15 protein-coding genes and 1 pseudogene are annotated in these 22,509 nt (G+C 65.0%); 10 read left to right on the forward strand and 6 right to left on the reverse strand.

All coding sequences use genetic code 11. The annotated features are described in order from the left end of the window. Positions 1-52 precede the first annotated feature (52 nt). The 4 genes from BUB53_RS04565 (at position 53) to BUB53_RS04580 (ending at position 6,056) form a co-directional block, all read left to right on the forward strand. A complete protein-coding gene (locus tag BUB53_RS04565; protein WP_073033225.1) occupies positions 53-1,270 on the forward strand; it encodes an MFS transporter in 1,218 nt (405 codons plus the stop codon). A gap of 882 nt (positions 1,271-2,152) precedes the next feature. Beyond that, positions 2,153-3,592 carry a cytochrome P450 gene (locus tag BUB53_RS04570; RefSeq protein WP_084728872.1) on the forward strand — a complete coding sequence of 480 codons (1,440 nt, stop codon included), beginning with the start codon at positions 2,153-2,155 and terminating at the stop codon, positions 3,590-3,592. Further along, positions 3,589-4,728, forward strand: coding sequence for an alkane 1-monooxygenase (locus tag BUB53_RS04575; protein WP_073033227.1), 1,140 nt, complete (start codon positions 3,589-3,591; stop codon positions 4,726-4,728). Before BUB53_RS04570 ends, BUB53_RS04575 begins: the two co-directional genes overlap by 4 nt. 95 nt (positions 4,729-4,823) lie before the next feature. Continuing rightward, the gene (locus BUB53_RS04580; RefSeq protein ID WP_073033229.1) at positions 4,824-6,056 is read left to right on the forward strand and encodes an MFS transporter; all 1,233 of its coding nucleotides are present in this window, start codon (positions 4,824-4,826) and stop codon (positions 6,054-6,056) included. Positions 6,057-6,484: 428 nt separating this feature from the next. On the opposite strand, the gene BUB53_RS04585 is transcribed toward BUB53_RS04580, so the two are convergent. Beyond that, positions 6,485-7,762, reverse strand: a complete 1,278-nt coding sequence (locus BUB53_RS04585; RefSeq protein ID WP_073033232.1) for an MFS transporter — start codon at positions 7,760-7,762, stop codon at positions 6,485-6,487. Between the two features lie 210 nt (positions 7,763-7,972). On the opposite strand from BUB53_RS04585, the gene metG reads away from it, so the two are divergent. Further along, entirely contained in the window at positions 7,973-9,691 is a 1,719-nt protein-coding gene (gene metG, locus BUB53_RS04590; RefSeq protein WP_073033234.1) for a methionine--tRNA ligase, read from the forward strand. A 180-nt stretch (positions 9,692-9,871) separates the two neighbouring features. Here metG and BUB53_RS23550 read toward each other — a convergent pair. Further along, a pseudogene (locus BUB53_RS23550) lies at positions 9,872-10,000 on the reverse strand (IS1 family transposase); the annotation flags it as partial. 293 nt (positions 10,001-10,293) lie between these two features. Here BUB53_RS23550 and BUB53_RS04595 point away from each other — a divergent pair. Further along, positions 10,294-13,011, forward strand: coding sequence for a cation-transporting P-type ATPase (locus tag BUB53_RS04595; protein ID WP_073033236.1), 2,718 nt, complete (start codon positions 10,294-10,296; stop codon positions 13,009-13,011). 789 nt (positions 13,012-13,800) lie between these two features. Here BUB53_RS04595 and BUB53_RS04600 read toward each other — a convergent pair. Together BUB53_RS04600 and BUB53_RS04605 are read right to left on the reverse strand one after the other, a co-directional pair. Beyond that, entirely contained in the window at positions 13,801-14,346 is a 546-nt protein-coding gene (locus BUB53_RS04600) for a tetratricopeptide repeat protein (RefSeq protein ID WP_073033239.1), read from the reverse strand. 32 nt (positions 14,347-14,378) lie between these two features. Beyond that, positions 14,379-14,855 carry an Lrp/AsnC family transcriptional regulator gene (locus BUB53_RS04605; RefSeq protein ID WP_073033241.1) on the reverse strand — a complete coding sequence of 159 codons (477 nt, stop codon included), beginning with the start codon at positions 14,853-14,855 and terminating at the stop codon, positions 14,379-14,381. Between the two features lie 108 nt (positions 14,856-14,963). Here BUB53_RS04605 and putA point away from each other — a divergent pair, with 108 nt between their 5' ends. The 3 genes from putA (at position 14,964) to BUB53_RS04620 (ending at position 19,613) form a co-directional block, all read left to right on the forward strand. Continuing rightward, entirely contained in the window at positions 14,964-18,395 is a 3,432-nt protein-coding gene (gene putA / locus BUB53_RS04610) for a bifunctional proline dehydrogenase/L-glutamate gamma-semialdehyde dehydrogenase PutA (RefSeq protein ID WP_073033243.1), read from the forward strand. Positions 18,396-18,501: 106 nt separating this feature from the next. After that, positions 18,502-19,248 carry a rhomboid family intramembrane serine protease gene (locus BUB53_RS04615; RefSeq protein WP_073033245.1) on the forward strand — a complete coding sequence of 249 codons (747 nt, stop codon included), beginning with the start codon at positions 18,502-18,504 and terminating at the stop codon, positions 19,246-19,248. Next, a complete protein-coding gene (locus BUB53_RS04620) occupies positions 19,245-19,613 on the forward strand; it encodes a GFA family protein (RefSeq protein WP_073033247.1) in 369 nt (122 codons plus the stop codon). Before BUB53_RS04615 ends, BUB53_RS04620 begins: the two co-directional genes overlap by 4 nt. Positions 19,614-19,720: 107 nt before the next feature. Here BUB53_RS04620 and BUB53_RS04625 read toward each other — a convergent pair whose 3' ends face one another. Beyond that, positions 19,721-20,509: an inositol monophosphatase family protein gene (locus tag BUB53_RS04625; RefSeq protein ID WP_073033249.1), complete on the reverse strand. Its 789-nt coding sequence runs from the start codon at positions 20,507-20,509 to the stop codon at positions 19,721-19,723. Positions 20,510-20,561: 52 nt separating this feature from the next. Further along, positions 20,562-21,491 carry a LysR family transcriptional regulator gene (locus BUB53_RS04630; RefSeq protein WP_073033251.1) on the reverse strand — a complete coding sequence of 310 codons (930 nt, stop codon included), beginning with the start codon at positions 21,489-21,491 and terminating at the stop codon, positions 20,562-20,564. 102 nt (positions 21,492-21,593) lie between these two features. On the opposite strand from BUB53_RS04630, the gene metF reads away from it, so the two are divergent. Then, on the forward strand, positions 21,594-22,460 hold the full coding sequence (metF, locus tag BUB53_RS04635; RefSeq protein ID WP_073033253.1) for a methylenetetrahydrofolate reductase [NAD(P)H]: 867 nt from the start codon (positions 21,594-21,596) through the stop codon (positions 22,458-22,460). The last annotated feature ends 49 nt before the right edge of the window (positions 22,461-22,509 follow it).

Raw genomic sequence — 22,509 nt, forward strand, 5'->3', positions numbered from 1 at the left:
GCACAGGCCCGCGTCCTTGCGCCCCCGCGTGAATGGGGATAGCAGGTAGTCCATGACTGACGCCACCCTCCCATATGAGCACAATCGCGCGCGCCGCAATGTCGTCGTTCTGACGTCGGCGCAGGCGTTTCTGGGGGCGCAGATGCCGATGCTGTTCGTGGTCGGTGGGCTGGCGGGGCAGACGCTGGCCAGCAATGTCTGTTTCGCCACATTGCCGATTTCGCTGATCGTGCTCGGCTCGATGCTGGCGGCCAATCCGTTGTCGTGGTTCATGCAGCGCGCGGGGCGCCGGGCGGGGTTCGTTCTGGGCGCGGGGGCTGGTGCGACGGGGGCGGCCATCGGGGCCTACGGGCTTTATCTGGCGTCCTTTCCCGTCTTCCTGCTGGGCAGCCTGATCACGGGTATCTATATGTCGGCGCAGGGGTTTTACCGCTTTGCCGCCGCCGATACGGCCAGCGACGATTTCCGGCCCAAGGCGATTTCCTATGTGATGGCCGGGGGGTTGGCCAGTGCGATCATCGGGCCGCAGCTGGTCAAGGTGACCAGCCAGTCGATGATCATTCCGTTCATGGGCACCTACCTTGCGGTGGTGGCGGTTAACCTGTTGGGGGCATTGCTTTTTTTCTTTCTCGATATCCCCAGGCCGCCGGTGCCGTCCGAGGATGCCCCCAAGGGGCGGACGCGGTGGGAGCTGATCACGACGCCGCGCATTCTGGTGGCGGTGATCTGCGCGATGGTGTCCTATGCGCTGATGAACCTGGTGATGACCTCCACGCCGCTGGCGGTGGTGGGCTGCGGGTTCGACGAGGGCAACGCGGCGGATATCGTGACCGGGCATGTGCTGGCGATGTATCTCCCGTCCTTTTTCACCGGCCACATGATCGCGCGGTTCGGCGTGGAAAAGGTGGTGGGCATCGGGCTGGTGATCCTTGCCGCCGCCGGGGCCGTGGCGCTGCAAGGCGTTGCTTTGGAAAACTTTTTCATCGCCCTGATCCTGTTGGGCGTGGGCTGGAATTTCGGATTCATCGGCGCGACGACCATGCTGGCCGGGGCGCATGAGCCGCATGAGCGCGGGCGTATGCAGGGGTTGAACGACCTGCTGGTCTTTGGCGGTGTGACGATGGCGTCGCTGTCTTCGGGCGGGTTGATGAACTGTTCGGGCGGGGATGCGCAGACCGGGTGGATGTCGGTCAACCTTGCGATGATCCCGTTCCTGGCGCTGGCGGGTGGTGCGCTGATCTGGCTGGCGATGCGCCCCGCCGACGACTGATCCCCACAGATAGACAATCCCCGGAGTTTCGTACGTTTTGTACGAAGTGTACGCGGGTTTTGTACGAAAATCGGGGGGTGCGCCGGAGTTTGTGTCCATGATGGGCGCAAACCGGCCTGCCAAAGCCCATGCCGGACCCTGCGCTCACCGGGGTAAGCCGCCGTTAACATCTTCATGTCAATGATCGGACATCGCCACAGGACACGCGGCAGATGCGTGCCCTGCGGCGCACCGCACAGGACGGACATGAAGCAATCGAAAGGCCAAACAATATGTTTCGGATATGCGCGCATCTGCACAGAGCCCCCGCTGCGACACGGGCGATAACGGATCGGGCGTGTCTGCCCCAAACACGCGATACCCCACCTGACATGTTGCGGCGCATGGCGTTGACTTCGTTCCGATATGCGGGCTGATATCGTCGCGACACGCCCGGCCACAGATGGATATCGGAAATGATCCGGCAATCCGGGCCCGGCACCGCGCTTCTTTTGATCGACGTTCAGAAGGGGGGTCATGTGTCCGACCACTGGGGCGGTCCGACCGGGCGGATGAACAATCCGGCCTGTCAGGCGCGGCTGGTGTCTCTGCTCAGGGCGTTCAGGGCGGCGGGGCGCGTGGTGGCCTTCACCCGGCATGACAGCCTGGAGCCCGGCAGCCCGCTGAAACTCTCGCTGGAGACCGAACCGGACGACATTGTCGTACGCAAGGATGTCAATTCGGCTTTCCCGGGCGGCCTGACGGGGCCTCCCCCCTGCGGCAAATTGAACCTTCGCGCCCCGACATCGGAAAAGTCGCCGGTGCGAGCGGCTCAATTTGACTTGTATCAAATCGCGCAATCGCCAGCCGGGCATAGTTGCGTCGGGTATCAGGACGTAACGTATGTGTGTAAACGCCGGGAAAGACAAGGAAAGCGCCCAGCCGCCGGGCTGTCCCGTGTCGCGCCCCGTTCCGGCCAAACCGGCGCAGCGCCCCGAGCGGGTATCGTTGTTGTCCTACCTGCTGCGGTTTCGCCGGGATATCCTGTCGGCGCAGCCGGCGCGGCTGTACCGGGCGTGGATGGCCGAGTTTCGCACGCCGTTCTTCACGTCCTTCCTGTGCAACGATCCCGATCTGGTCAATCTGGTGCTGACGGAGCGCCCCGGCGATTTTCCGAAATCGGGACGGCTGTTCGAGGCGTTGCAGCCCCTGTTGGGGCATTCGATCTTCATCACCAACGGCAAGGAATGGGAGCGCCAGCGGCGGATCATCGACCCGGCCTTCGAAAGCGGGCGCATCCGCGAGGTGTTTCCGGCGATGTGGGATGCCGCGGTGGCGGCGGTCGGGCGGCTGGAGCCGCTGGCGGACGGGCGGCCCATCGACATCGAGCCGCAGACCTCGCATGTGGCGCTGGACGTGATCTTTCGGGCGCTGTTCTCGATCCCGGTCGAGGACCGCACGGCAAGCGCAGTGTTCGACGCGTTCCGCGCGCATCAGGCCTCGCGTCCGATGATCAATACCGGGTCGTTATTGCCGTTGCCGCGATGGGTGCCGCGCTGGCGGGCGCGCAAGACCAAAGCCACGGCCCGCATCATTCGCGGGCTGATCCGGCAACTGGTGGATGAACGGCAGGCCGATCTGGACGCGGGCCGCGCGCCCGACGATCTGGCCACACGGATCATGACCACGGCGGACCCGCAGGACGGCAGCACCTTCAGCCCCGAAGAAATGGCCGATCAGGTGGGCATTTTCCTGTTGGCGGGGCATGAGACCTCGGCGGCGGCGCTGGCCTGGGCGCTGTATCTGATGGCGCTGTTCCCCGACTGGCAGGCGCGCGTGGCGCAGGAGGCCGAGGCGGTGATCGACCCCGGCAGGATCTATTTCTCAACCGCGTCGAAGCTGAAACTGGCGCGCGCGGTGTTTCGCGAGACGATGCGCCTCTATCCGCCGGTGCCGATGTACCTGCGCGAGGCGGCCCGCGCCGAACGGTTCCGCGCCCGCGACGTGCCCCGGGGGGCGCAGATCATCGTCAGCCCCTGGCATTTGCACCGGCACGAGCGCATCTGGCGCGATCCCGACGGGTTCGACCCGACACGGTGGGACACGCCTGAGGGGCGCGAGAGTTCGCGCCGGGCCTATATCCCGTTTTCGGCCGGGGCGCGGGTGTGCCCCGGCTCGGCCTTTGCCATGACCGAGGGGCAACTGATCCTCGCGATGATCCTGCGCCATTACCGTGTGGCGCTTGCCCCCGGACATACCCCGGTTCCCGTCGCGCAACTGACCGTGCGCGGGCGTGACGGAATCCGGCTGACCCTCACCCCGCGCAAGACGGAGACCCCATGACATCCCCCAGCACCCCCCGACCGCCCGCCGCATGGCCCTACTGGATCACGCTGAGTTTCGTGCCGCTCGCGATCCTCGCGATCGTGAAAGGCGGCTGGTGGATCGCGCTGATCCCGCTCTGGGGCTGGGTGGCGATGCCGCTGTTCGACACGCTCCTCGGGCGGGATCTGAGCAACCCGGACCCGGACACGCCCGATACCGAGCTGTTCTGGTTCCGGCTGCTGACATGGATCTGGTTTCCGATCGAGGCGGTGCTGGTGTTCGGGGCGATCTGGTATCTGACCCATGTCGCCCAGTATCCGGCGCACGAGAAATTCGCCGTCATGTTCGGCATCGGCGTGACCACCGGGACGGTGGGGATCGTCTATGCGCACGAATTGTTCCACAAGGCCAACAAGGGCGAGCGGTGGCTGGGCGATCTGCTGATGGCGATGGTGCTCTATTCGCATTTCCGCACCGAGCATCTTCTGGTGCATCACCCCTGGGTCGGCACCCCGCGCGATACGGTGACCGCGCGCTATAACGAGGGGTTCCTGCGGTTTTTCCCGCGTGTCCTGTGGCAGGGGCCGGGCTCGGCGCTGCGGGCGGAAAAGGCGATGCTGAAACGCGCCGGGCTGTCGCCATGGCATCGGCGCAATCCGCTGTGGCGCTATGGGGCGTTGCAGCTTGGCGTGCTGGGTCTGGCCTTCGTGCTGGGCGGCTGGATGGGGGTGGGCCTGTTCGCGTTCCAGGCCTTTGTCGCGATCTGGCAGCTTGAGCTGACCAATTACGTCGAGCATTACGGGCTGACGCGCCGCCATCTGGGGGACAGGAAATACGAACCCGTCGGCCCGCATCATTCGTGGGATTCGACCCATCGGGTGTCGAACCTGCTGCTGATCAACCTGCAACGGCATGCCGATCATCACCTGCATCCGATGCGGCGGTTTCCGCTGTTGCAATCCTATGCGCCCGAGACCGTGCCGCAATTGCCCACCGGCTATCCGCCGATGACGGCGCTGGCGATGGTGCCGCCGGTGTGGCGGCGGCTGATGAACCCGAAGGTGCGCAACTGGCGGCGGCGGCATTACCCCGACATCACCGACTGGACCCCCTACAAGGCGGGCACCCTGCCCGAGCCGCGCGGCGCGGGGTGACCTGACGCGAAAATGAGTCACCAGCGCGGAAAACGACAGCCTCCTGTCGAATACGCGCTGGATTTCCCCGGCCAGACTGGCAGTGTGGGCGCGTCATGCGTTTGCTCATTTCCTTTGCCGCCCTGTTCCTGTCGATCATCCTGCTGCAACTCTCGACCGGAGGGGTTGCGCCGCTGGATGCGATTTCGGGGCTGGCGCTGGATTTCACGACCGAGCAGATCGGTTTCCTGGGCTCGGCGCATTTCCTGGGGTTCTTCATCGGCTGCTGGTGGGCGCCGCGCCTGATGGGCAGCGTCGGGCATTCGCGCGCCTTTGCCGCGATGACGGCGGCGGGCGCGATCGGGCTCTTGATGCATATGCTGATCGTCGATCCCTATGCCTGGGCGCTGATGCGTGTCGCCTCGGGGCTGTGCATCGCGGGCTGTTACACGGTGATCGAGGCGTGGTTGCAGGCCAAGGTCACCAACACCACGCGCGGGCGCACCATGGGGGCCTACCGGGTGGCCGATATGGGCGCGTCGCTGGTGGCGCAGATGTTCATCTCGGTTCTGGAGCCGGCCTCTTACGTGTCCTACAACCTGCTGGCGCTCTTGTGCTGTGCATCGCTGTTGCCGCTGACGCTGACCCGCGTGCGCCCGCCCGAAACGCCGGAGGCCCCGCGCCTGCGGCCCGGTCTGGCGATCGCCTGTTCGCCGCTGGCGGCGCTCGGTGTGGTGGTGGCGGCGCTGTCGAGCGCGACCTTCCGGATGGTCGGGCCGGTCTATGGCCAGCAGGTGGGGCTGGCGGTGGACCAGATCGCATGGTTTCTGGCGGCCTTCGTTCTGGGCGGGGCGCTGGCGCAATATCCCGCCGGGTGGCTGGCGGACCGCTATGACCGGCGATGGGTGCTGATCGGGTTGTCCATTGCCGCCATCGTCAGTTGCGCGGTCACCGCGATGACCCATAACCTGACCTCGAATGGCGTGTTCCTGACGGCGTTTTTCTTCGGGCTGACGACATTCCCGATCTTCTCGGTCTCGGCGGCGCATGCCCATGATTTCGCCGAGTCCGATCAGCGGGTGGAGTTGTCGGCGGCGCTGATGTTCTTCTATGCCATCGGGGCCATTGCCGCGCCGCTCTTCGCGTCGAGCCTGATCGAACATTTCGGCCCTGCGGCGATGTTCGTGATGATCGCCGTGGGGCATCTGGTGCTGATCCTGTTCGGCCTTGCCCGCATGCGCGCCCGCAGCGCCGACAGGCCGCGCACGCCTTATATCTGGTCGCCGCGCACCAGTTTCCTGATCGGCCGCCTGACCGGACGCAGCCGCGACAGCGACGACGATACGTAGCGCCCCACGGGAGGGCGGGCCGAGGGGTGTTGGGGCAACAGCGGGGTTGGGAGATCGCGGCGGGACGTTGCGGTTGGGGCCCGGTACAGCCTTCTCCCACGCGCGAAACAGCGCCGAAGGCGCCGCGCATCGCCGGGCCGCCTGTCGCACCAAAGGTGCGCCGACTATGATTGGCACGCCTTTGGCGTGACGGCACGGCGATTTGGCTGATGCAAGGACCACGCACCGATCTTTGCAGGATTTGGCGACCATAAAGTGCCTACAACCAAAGAAAGGTTCGCCGCACCGCGGCCCTCTGATGCGCCGCTTTGTCCCCGACTTTACCAAAGCGTCAGGCGTGCGAGCGGCCTACCGATGGCCCGGTCCCTTCCGGTCCTGTTCGGGCCGGGGATGGCGATGCGCACCCACTCGGGCAACCTGTTGGCCACTCATCGCTGCGATGCCGCCTCTTCCGCCTCGGCGGCGGCCTCTTCGGCCTGTTCGACATACCATTCCTGCGCGGCCTCGACCGCCACCGGCGAGGCGGTGGGCAAGACCCCCAGATAGCTGCCGGTTTCATCCACCGGCACCGCGGGCCGGCGCGTCATGCGCCATGCGGCATAGCCGGTGATGGCCGCGAACACCAAAGCCAGAAACAGCCAGAACCCCTGCGGCCCGGCCATTTCCATCATCTGGCCGGTGACCATCGGCCCGGCAATCGCCCCGACGCCGTAGATGAACAACAGCCCGCTCGAGGCGGCGGCCATGTCCTCGGCCTCGAGGTAATCGTTGGCATAGGCGATCAGCAGGGCGTAGAGCGGATTCGCCACGCCGCCGGTGACGAAGGCCAGCCCCATCAGCACCCCGAACCCGGCGTCGACGACATAGCCCGTCGCCGTGGTCATCGACCCGATCGCCGCCAGCCCGAGGATCAGCACCCGCCGCCCCACCCGGTCCGACAACCAGCCCACCGGGAACTGCCAGATCATCGACCCGGTAAAGATCATCGCCACGAAGGCGGTGATCTGCGCCACGCTGAGGCCCGCCGCCGCCCCGTAGACCGAGGCCATGCCGAATTGTGCCGCGAACACCCCGCCCAGCAACAGCGTGCCGACACAGGCCAGCGGCGAGTTGTCGTAAAGCGCGCGCAGGCTCATGCGTTTGGTGGTTTCAAAGGCCGGAGTCGGCGTGACCGAGAGCAGGATCGGCGCAAAGCTGAGCGACACGAGGATCGAGGGAATCACGAACAGGAAATAGCCCGACGCCTCGCCCAGGTTCATCAGCCCCTGCGCGGCGATCAGCCCCACCATCTGCGCCACCATGTAGACCGACAGGACCTGCCCCCGCGTCTGGTTGGTGGCGGCGTTGTTCAGCCAGCTTTCCGCGGTGACGTAGACGCCCGAGAGGCAAAAGCCCAGAAGCACGCGGATCGCCGTCCAGCTGAACGGGTCGGTCAGGATCGGAAAGGCGATCAGCCCCGCCGAAATGAACGAGGCCAGCGCCGCGAACACCCGCACATGCCCCACCCGGCGGATCAGTTCGGGGGCGAGGCGGCTGCCCACCAGAAAGCCGAGGAAATAGCCCGAGGTCACGACCGACAGTTCCAGCGTGCCGAACCCTTCCATGGCGCCGCGCACCCCCATCAGGGTGGCCTGCATCCCGTTGCCGATCATGATCAGCGTCATGCCCAGCAAAAGCGCCCAGACGGCCATCAATACCTGAAACATCGCATTCCCCTCGATACGCCGATTGGCCGTGTCGCGTTCTGTCCGGCCCCAGAATGCCGCCCGTGCGCGACACGGTCGAACGCGGGAGCGACAGAAACGCGATAAATTTGCCGGGGGCGGAGGGCTGCGGCCTCTGGCCCTTTGGCGTTCGGGGCATTAAACGGGGGCGACGCGACAGCACATGCAGACGACAAGGCGGGACCACAGACCATGGCACGGCACCTGATCACCTCGGCCATTCCCTATATCAACGGGATCAAACACCTGGGCAATCTGGTGGGCAGCCAGTTGCCCGCCGACCTGTTCGCCCGCTATCAGCGCGGGCGCGGCAACGAGGTGCTGTTCCTGTGCTCCACCGACGAACACGGCACCCCCGCCGAACTGGCCGCCGCCAAGGCCGGGGAGCCCGTGGCCGAATACTGCGCGCGGATGCACAAGGTGCAGGCCGATCTGGCCGAGGGGTTCCGCCTGAGCTTCGATCATTTCGGGCGCTCCTCGAGCCCGCAGAACCACAGGCTGACGCAGCATCTGGCGGGGAAACTCTATGAGGCCGGGCTGATCGAGGAAGTGACCGAGAAACAGGTGTATTCCAATGCCGACGGGCGATTCCTGCCGGACCGCTATATCGAGGGCACCTGCCCCAATTGCGGTTACGACAAGGCCCGTGGCGATCAGTGCGAGAACTGCACCAAGCAGCTCGACCCGACCGACCTGATCGCGCCGCGCAGCGCGATTTCCGGCTCGACCGATCTCGAGGTGCGCGAAACCAAGCATCTCTACCTGCGCCAGAGCCAGATGCGCGACACGCTGAACGCCTGGATCGACTCCAAGACCGACTGGCCGGTGCTGACCACCTCGATTGCGAAGAAATGGCTGAACGACGGCGACGGGTTGCAGGATCGCGGCATCACACGCGACCTCGATTGGGGCATCCCCGTGAAACGCGGCGACGAGGACTGGCCCGGCATGGAGGGCAAGGTGTTCTACGTGTGGTTCGACGCGCCCATCGAATACATCGCCTGCGCCGCCGAATGGGCCGAGGCGCACAGCCTCGACGATGCCGCCTGGGAACGCTGGTGGCGCACCGGAAAGGGCGCCGACGATGTGCGCTATACCCAGTTCATGGGCAAGGACAACGTGCCGTTCCACACGCTCAGCTTCCCGGCCACGATGATGGGCTCGGGCGAGGACTGGAAACTGGTGGATTACATCAAGTCGTTCAACTACCTCAATTACGATGGCGGGCAGTTCTCCACCAGCCAGGGGCGCGGCGTGTTCATGGATCAGGCGCTGGATATCCTGCCCGCCGATTACTGGCGCTGGTGGCTGCTGAGCCATGCGCCCGAAAGCTCGGACTCGGAATTCACCTGGGAGAATTTCCAGCAATCGGTGAACAAGGACCTGGCCGACGTTCTGGGCAATTTCGTCTCGCGTGTGACCAAGTTCTGCCGCTCGAAATTCGGCGAGGCGGTGCCGGCGGGCGGCGAGATGCGCGCGCGCGAACGCGCGCTGATCGACGATCTGGGCGACCGGGTGCGCGCCTATCAGGACCACATGGAAGCCATGGAGGTGCGCAAATCCGCCGCCGCCCTGCGCGCGATCTGGGTCGAGGGCAACGAATACCTGCAAGAGGCCGCCCCCTGGGCCACCTTCAAGGAAGACCCCGAACAGGCCGCCGCGCAGATCCGGCTGGCGCTGAACCTGATCCGGCTCTACGCGGTGCTCTCGGCGCCGTTCATCCCCGATGCCTCGGCGGCGATGCTGGAGGCCATGCAGACCAGCGACGACAGCTGGCCCGACGACGTGGCGCAGGCGCTCGCCCATCTCGAAGCGGGCCACGCCTTCAACGTGCCAGACGTGCTGTTCGCCAAGATCACCGACGATCAGCGCGACGACTGGGGCGCGCGTTTCTCGGGCACGCGGGACTGATCCGGCAACGCCTGCCGCAACCGGCGGAGGCATGTGAGCCAGGAAAAAGCGGGGAGTTCGCTTTTCTTCTTGCCGAAAATATCCCGGGGAGTTTGAGGGGCAGCGCCCCTCATTCCAACCGACAGGCATCGCGCAAGCCAAAGATATCTGCGCGAGGTCAAGGCGAAAGAAAGTAGCGTATCAGTTCGAATTTTTCTGCTGCCGCTTTTTATACGGGCCACGTTTCTTTGGGGCCGGCGCACGCGCCTCAATCAGAGAAACGAGCCACTCCATATCGTGCAACGAATCATCCGCGCCAGCAGCCGTCGCGGTTTGCGGCGCAATCCACGGCTATCGCATTTGCCGTAAGGATATGCGGACATGTCGCGATGACTTTAGCGTACAGTGCAGTATGCTGAAGATCTCTTTGAGCTGATACCGACATCATCCTCGGGCTGTTTCAGCATGCCGCGGGCCGCAGCTATTGCTCCTTCGGGCGGGGCCGGGCAAAAGACTCGTGCGACTTCATTGGGAGCACTGCCGAAGGTCGACAACGAATGTGGTCCTCGGACAGGAACGGATGAACGGAAGGCAGTACAACCTCACCTCAGCAAGGAAGACCGATGACGCAGCTCACCACGCCCCATGCCCGAAGCCCTGAAGAGTGCCTTGAGGCGCTTGGCGTCTCTCCTGTGGGTTTGAGCGAGGCAGAAGTTGCGCGACGCCGGGCCGAAACCGGACCGAACCAGTTGCCGGCGGCAAAGAAACACGGGCCGATTCTGCGCTTTCTGCTGCAATTTCACAACGTTCTGATCTATGTCCTGCTCGGCGCCGCGCTGGTGACGGCAACATTGCAGCATTGGGTCGATACCGGCGTGATCCTTGCAGTGGTGCTCGTGAATGCGGTGATCGGCTTTATTCAGGAAGGTCGCGCCGAACAGGCGATGGACGCGATACGCGGCATGCTCGCCCCGCGGAGCACGGTGTTGCGCGATGGCCAGCGCCAAAGCTGCGACGCCACCGAGCTGGTGGAGGGCGATATCGTTCTGCTGGAGGCAGGCGACCGGGTTCCTGCGGATCTGCGTCTGCTCGAAGCCCGCGGGCTGAAGGCAGAGGAGGCGGTGCTGACCGGGGAATCGGTGCCTGTCGACAAAAGCGTCACCGCCGTGCCTGCCGACGCGGCACTTGGGGATCGCCATTCCATGCTGTTCAGCGGCACGCTGATCGCTACAGGGACGACACGCGGCGTCGTCACGGCCACGGGTGTGCGCACCGAAATCGGCCGGATCAGCGGATTGTTGTCCGAGGTCGAGGTACTGACCACACCGCTCGTGTATCAGATGGATGTGTTTGCGCGCTGGCTCTCGGTGTTCATCCTGCTTCTTGCGGGCACCCTTCTGGCATATGGGTATTTCGTCGGGCATCTGGAATTCTCCGGCCTCTTCATGGCGGTGGTCGGTCTATCCGTGGCGGCCATCCCCGAGGGACTCCCGGCGGTGCTGACGATCACCCTCGCCGTCGGGGTACGCGCGATGGCGAGCCGCAACGCCATCGTTCGCCGCCTGCCCGCAATCGAGACGCTGGGTTCGGTCTCGGTGATCTGCTCAGACAAGACCGGGACGCTGACCCGCAACGAGATGACGGTGAGTTCGCTCGTGGCGGCCGACGGGCATGTCTACTCGGTCGATGGCAACGGCTATGCCCCGGCCGGCGCCGTGCGCTGGCGCGAAGCGGATGCCGATCCGGCCGAGCATGCCGTGCTCGGGGAATTCGCCGGGGCAGCGGGGCTGTGCAATGATGCGGTACTGCGCAATACGGACCCTGGCTGGACCGTCGAGGGCGACCCGATGGAAGGAGCGTTGGTCGCGCTCGCGGGCAAGATCACGGGGGACGGCGCCGAGCCTTTCGCGGACTGGACCAGACTCGACGCGATCCCCTTCGATGCCGCGCATCGTTACATGGCCGTGCTGCACCGGGCGCCCGACGGGCGGCGGCAACTGCATGTCAAAGGCGCGCCCGAGGCCGTTCTAGCGCTTTGCGTTGCGCAGCGTGTCCCCGGCGGGGGCAGAACTGCACTCGATCCGAACTACTGGACCAACATGATCGAGGCCCTCGCAGGCGAGGGACAGCGGGTACTCGCGGTGGCGGTCGGCGAAGCGCCGGACGAGATTGTGACAGAAGGAACGGAGCTGCGGATGCAGGACCTGCCCGGTCAACTCACATTGATCGGGTTGATCGGGTTGATCGACCCGCCGCGCCCCGAGGCGATTGCCGCGGTGGCCGAATGCCATGCGGCCGGGATCGACGTGAAGATGATCACCGGGGATCATGCCGCAACCGCCCGGGCGATCGGCGAGATGATCGGACTCGACAATCATTCCCGTGTTCTGACCGGCGCCGATATCGAGACGATGAGCGATGCTGAGCTCGCTGAGGCCGCAGTCTCGACCGACATCTTCGCGCGCACGTCGCCGGAGCACAAGCTGCGCCTCGTGACGGCGCTGCAATCGCGGGGCCTTACCGTGGCGATGACCGGCGATGGTGTGAACGACGCCCCTGCCCTCAAGCGCGCCGATGCCGGGATCGCGATGGGCCGCAAGGGGAGTGAAGCGGCGAAGGAGGCCGCCGAGCTGGTGCTCGCAGATGACAATTTCGCGTCGATCGCCGCCGCTGTGCGCGAGGGGCGCACTGTCTACGACAACATCAAGAAAGTAGTGAGCTGGACCCTGCCGACGAATGCCGGTGAGGCGATGACCATCATTCTGGCGCTTTTTACCGGGATGGCCCTGCCGATCACGGCGGTGCAAATTCTCTGGATCAATCTGATCACCGCGGTGACTCTCGGCATTGCGCTTGCCTTCGAACCCTCGGAACAGGGCACGATGCGCCGCCCGCCGCGGCCACGGGGTGAGGCGCTGCTTACGCCCGGACTGATCTGGCATATCGTGCTGGTCTCGACACTGATCCTCATCGCGGTGTTCGGGGTTTATGCCTACGCCGTCGATCAAGGCCATTCGCAGATGCTGGCGCAGACCATGGCGATGAACACGCTGGTCGTGCTCGAGATTTTCCACCTCTTCTTCATCCGCAACATCTATAGCACCTCCCTGACCTGGACAGCGGTACGTGGAACGCCGGTGGTATGGGCATGCGTTCTGGGCGTGACGGGGGCTCAACTTGGGATCACCTATATCCCGCTCCTGCAAACGATCTTCGGGACGGTGGCGGTTCCTTTGTTCGACGGAGCGCTGATTATCGGGATCGGAGCCGTATTCTTTGCCCTGATCGAGGCCGAAAAGCAGATGCGGCTTGCGTTTCGGGCCCGGGCATCGACGGACTGAGCCCCTCCCGCCGTCAGGATTTCGGCATCCTGCAAAGCTGCTGCGCGGTGCTTTGTCTTCGCCGTCCTCTGCTTGTGCCGCGGGCTCCACGGACTGCGCCGGCGGTCGTCCCGGCCGGGCCGGTCGTCATCGTGGCCGCGACAGCCAAAAGGAGAACCGGCATGGTCACCGTCGGAATCTTCAGGTGTCTGACGACGGATGACTTGGTGCGGACGGCGGGACTCGAACCCGCACGATCATACGATCGAGAGATTTTCTTACCGGCTACGGCTTTCGCCGCCGACGCAACCGCGCCGTTTGTGGTCTGGACTATCCCTTCACCATAACCAGAAACCTGGCGTTAGGTGCTGCCCGTCTAGTCTCTACACCTTCCCCGGCCGGGGCTTGGCTCGGGATTGGCATGGGTCAAATTTGACCTTTAGCTTTCCCCGAATTTGAGCAGTTCTACTCCCGGCGTTTCCGCAGGGGCACTCAACATGGCTTAAGTCTCTTGTGTCTACCGATTCCACCACGTCCGCATTCTTGTATCTATGTCCCACAGCAGGTGACCGATGGCCAGCACCTACTGATACATCCGTCGTTCAGAAATCCTGTGTGGCCCTCAGACTTCTACTTTAAAATCGCTCCTCCGGCCTTTCCCCGTGATCCCCTTGAAACTGCACCGCATGTTTCCCGCTCAGAATGCCAATTCTCCAAACACAGGGGTTTCGTGTCTCCTGTGTCTGCCATTCCACCACGCGGGCCAGTGAGGCGGCACAATATCGGCTTCGCGCGGGGTGTAAAGGCGGCTTACAAGTCTTTTTCCGCGGCTTCCAGCGCGGGAAGGAGGTGGCGTTCCTGCAACCACGGGTTCAGCATCAGCGCCCGGCGCAATTCCAATGCGGCCTCGGGTTTGCGATCCAGCGCCATCAGCGTCAGCGCCCGGCCCGTCATCGCCGCGACATGGCGCGGCTGGCGGGCCAGCGCATGGTCGAGATCGGGCAGCGCGGCCTCGTAATCCTGTCGGATGAAGTTGACGAAAGCACGCTGGTTGTAGCCTTCGGCGTAGTCCGGGCAATAGGCGATCAGGGCATCGAAGGCCTTGAGCGCGCCGGTGAAATCATGGGCTTCGCGCCGGGTCATGCCTTCGTCCAGCCAGTCCTGCGCCTGGGAGTCGGGCGCGTCGGCCCACAGCGCCCACATCCGGTTGGCGACCTGTTGCGCCTGACGTTCGGTTTCGGCGGCCTGCACCTCGGCGAACAGATCGGACAGGGCCGCGCCGTGATCGGGCGGATCGGGGCATTCCCCCGCAAGGGCGGGTGAGGCCAGCATCAGTGCAAGAAGCGCGTGTCGCATGGCCCCACAGGATGGGGCATTTCACTCAGCGGTCAAATAACATCCGAGAGAGCGTTTTCCTTGACCGCCTGCATCGCCACATAGGTCGAGGTGTTGGCCACATGCGGCAGGGTCGAGATTTTCTCGGCCAGAACAAGGCGATAGTCGGTCATGTCCTGGGTGCGCACCTTCATCAGGTAGTCGAAATTCCCGGCGATCAGGTGGACCTGTTCGATCTCGGGGATCTTGCGCACGGCGGCGTTGAATTCGGCCAGCGCGGCTTCGCGGGTGTCGTGCAGGCGCACCTCGACGAAGCTGACGTGATCCATGCCGAGGCGGATTGGATCGAACAGCGCGCGATAGCCGGTGATCACCCCGTCCTTTTCCAGCCGCCGCAGGCGGGCCTGCGTGGGCGATTTGGACAATCCGATCTCACGCGCAAGGTCGGTGATGCTGATACGCCCGTCCGCCGCCAGAACCCGCAGAATCGCCCGGTCGAAGCGGTCAAGCCCGGAGTGATCGTTTGTCATTTCAAACCCTCGAATTTCTTTTCGGTTTGGCCTGTCGTGGGGCATCATTCGGGAAAACCGACTTATCACCCGATGATATGATAGGTCAATCACCTTGGGGAAATTGCCATGCCTTACGACACCGATATCCGGCGCATCATCGATGCGGCCACCTATGCCGACGAGGCCGAAACCATCGACCGGCTGACAGGGGTCGCCGATCTGAGCGACAGCGACCGCGCCCGCATCGTCGCGCGTGGCGCGCAACTGGTGCGGGATATCCGCGGCCAGTCCAGCCCCGGCCTGATGGAGGTGTTCCTGGCCGAATACGGGTTGTCCACCGAGGAGGGCATCGCCCTGATGTGCCTGGCCGAGGCGCTGTTGCGGGTGCCGGACGCCGAAACCATCGACGCGCTGATCGAGGACAAGATCGCCCCTTCGGACTGGGGCAAGCATATGGGGCATTCGACCTCGCCGCTGGTCAATGCCTCGACCTGGGCGCTGATGCTGACGGGCAAGGTTCTCAAGGACGAAGAGCCCGGCGTGGTGGGTCATCTGCGCGGCGCGATCCGCCGCTTGGGCGAGCCGGTCATCCGCACCGCCACGGGCCGCGCGATGAAGGAAATGGGCCGTCAGTTCGTTCTGGGCGAAACCATCCAGTCGGCGATGAAGCGCGCCTCGGACATGGAAAAGAAGGGGTATTCCTATTCCTACGACATGCTGGGCGAGGCCGCGCGCACCGATGGCGACGCGACGCGCTATCACCTGGCCTATTCCCGTGCGATCACCGCCATTGCCGATGCCTGCACCAATGCCGATATCCGCGACAATCCGGGCATTTCGGTCAAGCTGTCGGCGCTGCATCCGCGCTATGAGGTGGCCCAGCGCGAACAGGTGATGGATGTTCTGGTGCCGCGGCTGCGTTCGCTGGCGCTGCTGGCAAAATCGGCCCGGATGGGGCTCAATATCGACGCCGAGGAGGCCGACCGCCTGTCGCTGTCGCTCGACGTGATCGAAACCGTGCTGAGCGAGCCCGCGCTGGCGGGCTGGGACGGGTTCGGGGTGGTGGTGCAGGCCTATGGCCAGCGCGCCAGCCATGTGCTGGATTACCTGCACGATCTGGCCACCCGACTGGACCGCAGGATCATGGTGCGGCTGGTCAAGGGCGCCTATTGGGATACCGAGATCAAGCTGGCGCAGGTCGAGGGAATCGACGGCTTCCCGGTGTTCACGTCAAAGGCGGCGACCGACATTTCCTACATCGCCAATGCGCGCAAGCTGCTGAACATGACGGACCGGATCTATCCGCAATTCGCCACGCATAACGCCCATACGGCGGCGGCGATTCTGGACATGGCAACGGACAAATCCACCTTCGAGTTCCAGCGCCTGCACGGCATGGGCGAGGCGCTGCATGACATCATCCTCAAATCCGAGGGCACGCGTTGCCGCATCTATGCCCCGGTGGGCGCGCATCGTGACCTGCTGGCCTATCTGGTGCGCCGCCTGCTGGAGAACGGGGCGAATTCCAGCTTCGTCAACCAGATCGTCGATGAGGACGTGCCCCCCGAGGTGGTGGCCAGCGATCCGTTCGAGACGATCCGCGACAGCGCCCCGACGCTGACCACCGGGCCGGACCTGTTCCAGCCCGAGCGCAAGAACTCGAAAGGGTTCGATCTGGCGCATCAGCCGACGCTGGACGCCATCGACGCGGCGCGCACCCCCTATGCCACGCACCAATGGCAGGTCGCGCCCATTCTGGCGGGCACATCCGCGCCGAAAGACCCCGAGCCGGTCACCAACCCCGCCGACCCCGCCGACAGCCCCGGCACCGTCGCCTGGGCCAGCGCGGCGGATGTGGACACCGCACTGGAAGCCGCAAAACCGTGGGGCGTACCTGCCTCCGAGCGGGCGGCGGTGCTGAACAAGGTGGCCGATCTTTACGAGGAGAACTTTGGCGAGCTGTTCGCGATCATCCATCGCGAGGCGGGCAAGATGGTGTTCGACGCCGTGGCCGAGCTGCGCGAGGCGGTGGATTTCCTGCGCTATTACGCCGCCAACGCCCCCGAGGCCACGCCGGTAGGCACCTTCACCTGCATCAGCCCGTGGAACTTTCCGCTGGCGATTTTCACCGGCCAGATCAGCGCGGCGCTGGCGGCGGGCAATGCGGTGATCTCGAAACCCGCGGAACAGACGCCGCTGATTTCGCATCTGGCGGTGCAACTGATGCACAGGGCGGGCGTGCCGAAAGAGGCGCTGCAACTGCTGCCCGGCGCGGGGGATGTGGGGGCGGCGCTGACCTCGGACTCGCGGGTGGACGGCGTGGCCTTTACCGGCTCGACCGACACGGCGCTGAAAATCCGCGCCGCGATGGCCGCGAACATGGCCCCCGGTGCACCGCTCATTGCCGAAACCGGCGGGCTGAACGCGATGATCGTCGATTCCACCGCCCTGCCCGAGCAGGCCGTGCAGGCGATCATCGAATCCGCCTTCCAGTCGGCCGGTCAGCGGTGTTCGGCGCTGCGCTGTCTTTACGTACAGGAGGATATCGCCGGGCCGTTCATCGAAATGCTGACCGGCGCGATGGACGCACTGAGCATCGGCACGCCCTGGTCCCTGTCCACCGATGTCGGCCCGGTGATCGACGAAGAGGCCCGTCAGGGCATCGCCGATCACATCCAGACCGCGCGCGCCGAAGGCCGCCTGATGCACGAGTTGAAAACCCCCAATGCGGGCACCTTCATCGCCCCGAGCCTGATCCGGGTGAACGGGATCGGCGATATGGAGCGTGAAATCTTCGGGCCGGTCCTGCATCTGGCCACCTTCAGATCGGAGAACCTGGACGATGTGATCGACGCGATCAACGCCACCGGCTATGGGCTGACCTTCGGGCTGCAAACCCGGATCGACGACCGTGTGCAGCACGTGACCGACCGTATCCATGCGGGCAACATGTATGTGAACCGCAACCAGATCGGCGCGATCGTCGGCAGCCAGCCCTTTGGCGGCGAGGGTCTGTCGGGCACCGGGCCCAAGGCGGGCGGGCCGCATTACCTGGCGCGGTTCTGCCGCCATGACGCGCCCCGGCAGGGCGAAGACTGGCCGCGCGACATGCCCAAGGACGACCTGCAAGGCGCGCTGGACCGGGCCAACGCCCATATGGCGGAACGGCGTCAGGACATCGTCCTGCCCGGACCGACAGGGGAATCCAACCGCCTGACCACCCACACGCGCGAGGCGCTCCTGTGCCTCGGGCCGGGGGCGCAAACCGCCGCCGCGCAGGCCCGTGCGGTGGAGGATCTGGGCGGGATCGCGGTGCAGGCCACCGGCCATGTGGCGCCCGAGATGCTGAAAACCATGGGCGGGCTGTCGGGCGCCTTGTGGTGGGGCGACGAAAGCACCGCGCGCGCCTATGGCCAGGCCCTGAGCGAGCGCGCCGGGCCGATCATCCCGCTGATCACCGGCCTGCCCGATACCGGCCACGCGCTGCATGAACGACATGTCTGCGTCGATACCACCGCCGCGGGCGGCAATGCGGCGCTTCTGGGCGGCATGGCCTGAGCCGCCCGCCCATATCCACGGCAAAACGCCCGCCCGATCCGGCGGGCGTTTTCGTATCCGTGCGGTTGCGCTTGACCTCTCTCACCGGCCACGCCACTTTCGGCGCATGTTCCCGATCCGCGATCACAACCCCTCGACCCGGACGCCCTATGTCACCTATGCGCTGATCGCGATCAACGTGGCGGTGTTCCTCAGCTACTGGCCGTTCATCGCCGACCCGAGGCAATTGCAGATCTTCTTCTACGACTGGGCCATGACGCCCGCACTGGTCAGCGAACACGGCGCATGGAGCACGCTGTTCACCTCGATGTTCCTGCATGGCGGATGGATGCATCTGGCGGGCAACATGCTGTTCCTGTGGATCTTCGGCGACAACCTGGAAGAGGAGATGGGCCATGTCGGCTATCTGCTGTTCTATATCGCCTCGGGCGTGGGGGCGGCGGCGGCGCATCTGATCTCGGCCCCCTACAGCCAGGTGCCCACGGTGGGGGCCTCGGGGGCGATTGCCGGGGTGATGGGCGGCTATCTGCTGCTATACCCCAAGGCGCGGGTGGACGTGCTTCTGATCTTCGTCTTCTTCGTCCAGATCGTCCCGGTTCCGGCCTGGCTGATGCTGGGCATCTGGTTCGGCCTGCAATTGTTCAGCGGCATCGGCGCCGATCCGATGGGCGGCGGGGTGGCCTATTGGGCGCATGCCGGGGGCTTCGTGATCGGCCTGATCCTGACCCTGCCCCTGTTCCTCAAACACGGCGGCCCGGCCTACTGGAACCGCACCCATGGCCACCCGCCACATCCCGAAGCCCGCTATACCTACCGGCGCAGCGACATCCCCCGCGTAAGGAAAAAGAAATGACGACCCCTCTCAAGGCCACCTGTCACTGCGGCGCGGTCGAGCTGCGCGTCACCCTCGAAGGCGGGTTCGAAGCCGCCCGACGCTGCGATTGCTCGTTCTGCCGACGGCGCGGCGCGGCGGCCGTCACCGCCCCGCTCGACCAGCTGGAGATCGTAAAGGGCGCGGACAAGCTGACGCTTTACCAATGGGGGACCAACACCGCGCGGCATTATTTCTGCTCGGTCTGCGGTATCTATACCCACCACCAGCGCCGCTCGGACCCAACACAATACGGCATCAACCTCGGCTGTATCGAGGGCGTCAACCCGCGCGATCACGAACCGATCGGCTGGGTGGACGGGGTCCATCACCCGTCCGACCGATAACCCTTCTCCTGCTCATAAATATCCCAGGGGGTCCGGGGGACAGCGTCCCCCGGGGCCTGCGTGGCCCGAACGCGAATGCCCCTGCGCGCCAGCGGCGCACATCCGGCTTACGCGCCGCGGATCACCCTGGAGAACTTGTCGAAAATCGCCTCGTTGGCACAGATCACGTCGCCGCTGTCCAGAATGCCTGCGCCATCGGTCAGCGGCTCGGCAAATCCGCCCGCTTCCTGGACGATGATCAGACCGGCGGCCAGATCCCAGGCGTTCAGGCGGCGTTCCCAGAACCCGTCATAGCGGCCCGCGGCCACATAGGCCATGTCCAGCGCCGCCGAACCCCAGCGCCGCACCCCGGCACAGGCGGGCATCAGCCGCGCCAGATCCTGAAGCGTTAGGGGCAGATCCGAGCGACCGCCGAACGGCACGCCGGTGGCAAAGATCGATTCGATCATCCGGCCCCGGCCCGACACGCGCAGGCGGCTTTCGTTCAGCCATGCGCCTTCGCCCTTTTCGGCAAAGAACATTTCGTCCTTGGCGGCGTCGTAGATCACGCCGGCGACGACCTTGCCCTTGTGTTCCAGGGCGATGGAGATCGCCCAATGCGGCAGGCCGTGCAGGAAATTGGTGGTGCCGTCCAGCGGATCGACGATCCAGCGGCGGGTGGGGTCTTCGCCGTCCTCGGCGCCGCCTTCTTCGGCCAGCCAGCCATAGGTGGGGCGGGCGCCCATCAACTCGTCCTTGAGGATCTGCTCGGCGGCGATGTCGGCGCGGCTGACGAAATCGCCCGCGCCCTTCATCGAGACCTGAAGCTGTTCGACCTCGCGGAAGTCCTTGACCAGCGACCGGCCCGCCTTGCGCGCGGCCTTGATCATGATGTTGAGGTTGGCACTGCCCGGCATCGCATCCGCTCCTTTGCGTTCAAGCCGCGCGTATACGCGCCCCGCGCCTTGCTTACAAGGGGCCTTGCCTGCCCAGTTCTCCGCGTTGCAGGCGCACCGGGATTTCCCGCGCGAGCCGCACCAGATGGGCGACATAGGGCTTGTCGGCATCGTCCTCGCGGATCGCGGCATAGAGCCGTTTGGTCAGGCCGTTTTCGGTGATCGGGCGGGTCACGAAATCGCTGCTGGTCCTGACTTCGCGCACGACCCAGTCGGGCAGGACGGCAACTCCGCGATTCGAGGCCACCAGAAGCAGGATCACCGCCGTCAGTTCCACCTGCCGAACGGCGCGGGGTTCCACCTTGGCCGGGCTCAGCAATTCGGTGAACACGTCCAGCCGCGAGCGGTCCACCGGGTAGGTGATCAGCGTTTCGTCGCGGAAATCGTCGGCCTCGACAAAAGTCTTCTGCGCCAGCGGGTGCTGGCTGGAGGCGACAAAAACCGGCTCGTAATCGAACAGCGGCTTGAATTCGATCCCCTGCAACTCCTCGGGGTCGGAGGACACGACCAGATCGACCTCTTCCTTGCGCAGGGCGGGCAGCGCATCGAAGGCGAGGCCGGGGCGGATATCCACATCGACCTCGGGCCAGGCCTTGCGGAAGCGTTCGAGCACCGGGAACAGCCATTCGAAACAGGCGTGGCATTCGATGGCGATATGCATCCGCCCCGCGCTGCCCTGCCGCAACCCGCCGAACTCGCCTTCCAGCGCCTCGATCTCGGGCAGCACCTTTTCGGCCACGCGCAGCAGGCGTTGCCCCGCTGCCGACAGTTTGAGAGGTTTCGAGCGGCGCACGAAGAGTTCGACCCCGGCCTGATCCTCCAACCCCTTGATTTGATGGCTCAATGCGGACTGGGTGATATGCAGCATATCCGCCGCACGGGCGATGCCGCCCGCCTGATGGATGGCCCGGATCGTTCGCAGGTGCCGCAATTCGATATGCATTATATTAGCGCGCCTCACATAAACCATGAATATTATGAAGTTGTCTCACAATGCTGCACCTGCAACAAGAGGCCAACGCATATTTCCGCAGGATGCACAAAAATGAAAAAACCGAATGTTTCCTTCGAATTTTTCCCGCCCAAATCGCTGGAGGCGTCGTTTCGCCTGTGGGATACGATTCACACGCTGGCCCCGCTCGGCCCGCGCTTCGTGTCGGTGACCTATGGCGCGGGCGGCACCACCCGCGAGTTGACGCGCGAGGCGGTGGGTACGCTGCACAAGGCCACGGGCCTGAACGTGGCCGCGCACCTGACCTGTGTCGATGCGACCCGCGAGGAAACGCTGGCCATTGCCGATGGTTTCCACAAGGCCGGTGTGAGCGAGATCGTCGCGCTGCGGGGCGATCCGCCCAAGGGGTCGAACGGGTTTACCCCCAACCCCGAGGGATTCGCCAATTCCTGCGAGTTGATCGAGGCGCTGGCCGACACCGGCAAGTTCACCATCCGCGTGGGCGCCTATCCCGAAAAGCACCCCGAGGCGGCGGACCGGCAGGCCGATATCGACTGGCTCAAGCGCAAGATCGACGCCGGCGCGAACGAGGCGATCACACAGTTCTTCTTCGAGGCCGAGACGTTTTTCCGCTTCCGCGACGACTGCGTGAAGGCCGGGATCGACGCCCCGATCATTCCCGGTGTGCTGCCGATCGAGAACTGGGCCGGGGTGCGCAAGTTCGCGCAGGCCTGCGGCACGGCGATTCCGGCATGGCTGGACGATACGTTCGACAAGGCGATCCGCGACGACCGGCAGGACCTGCTGGCCACCGCGCTGGCGACGGAACTGTGCAGCGAGCTGATCGAAGGCGGCGCCGAAGACCTGCATTTCTATACGCTGAACCGCCCGGAACTGACCCGCGACGTGTGCCACGCGCTTGGCGTGACGCCCAAGGTCGAGCTGCGCGACGTGGCGTAACGCTGGCGGCCATTCCCTTTCGGCGTCCGCGCGCATAACGTGGCCGCCG

The sequence above is a fragment of the Roseovarius pacificus genome, from assembly GCF_900142665.1.
In the GTDB taxonomy this organism is placed as follows: Bacteria; Pseudomonadota; Alphaproteobacteria; order Rhodobacterales; family Rhodobacteraceae; genus Roseovarius; species Roseovarius pacificus.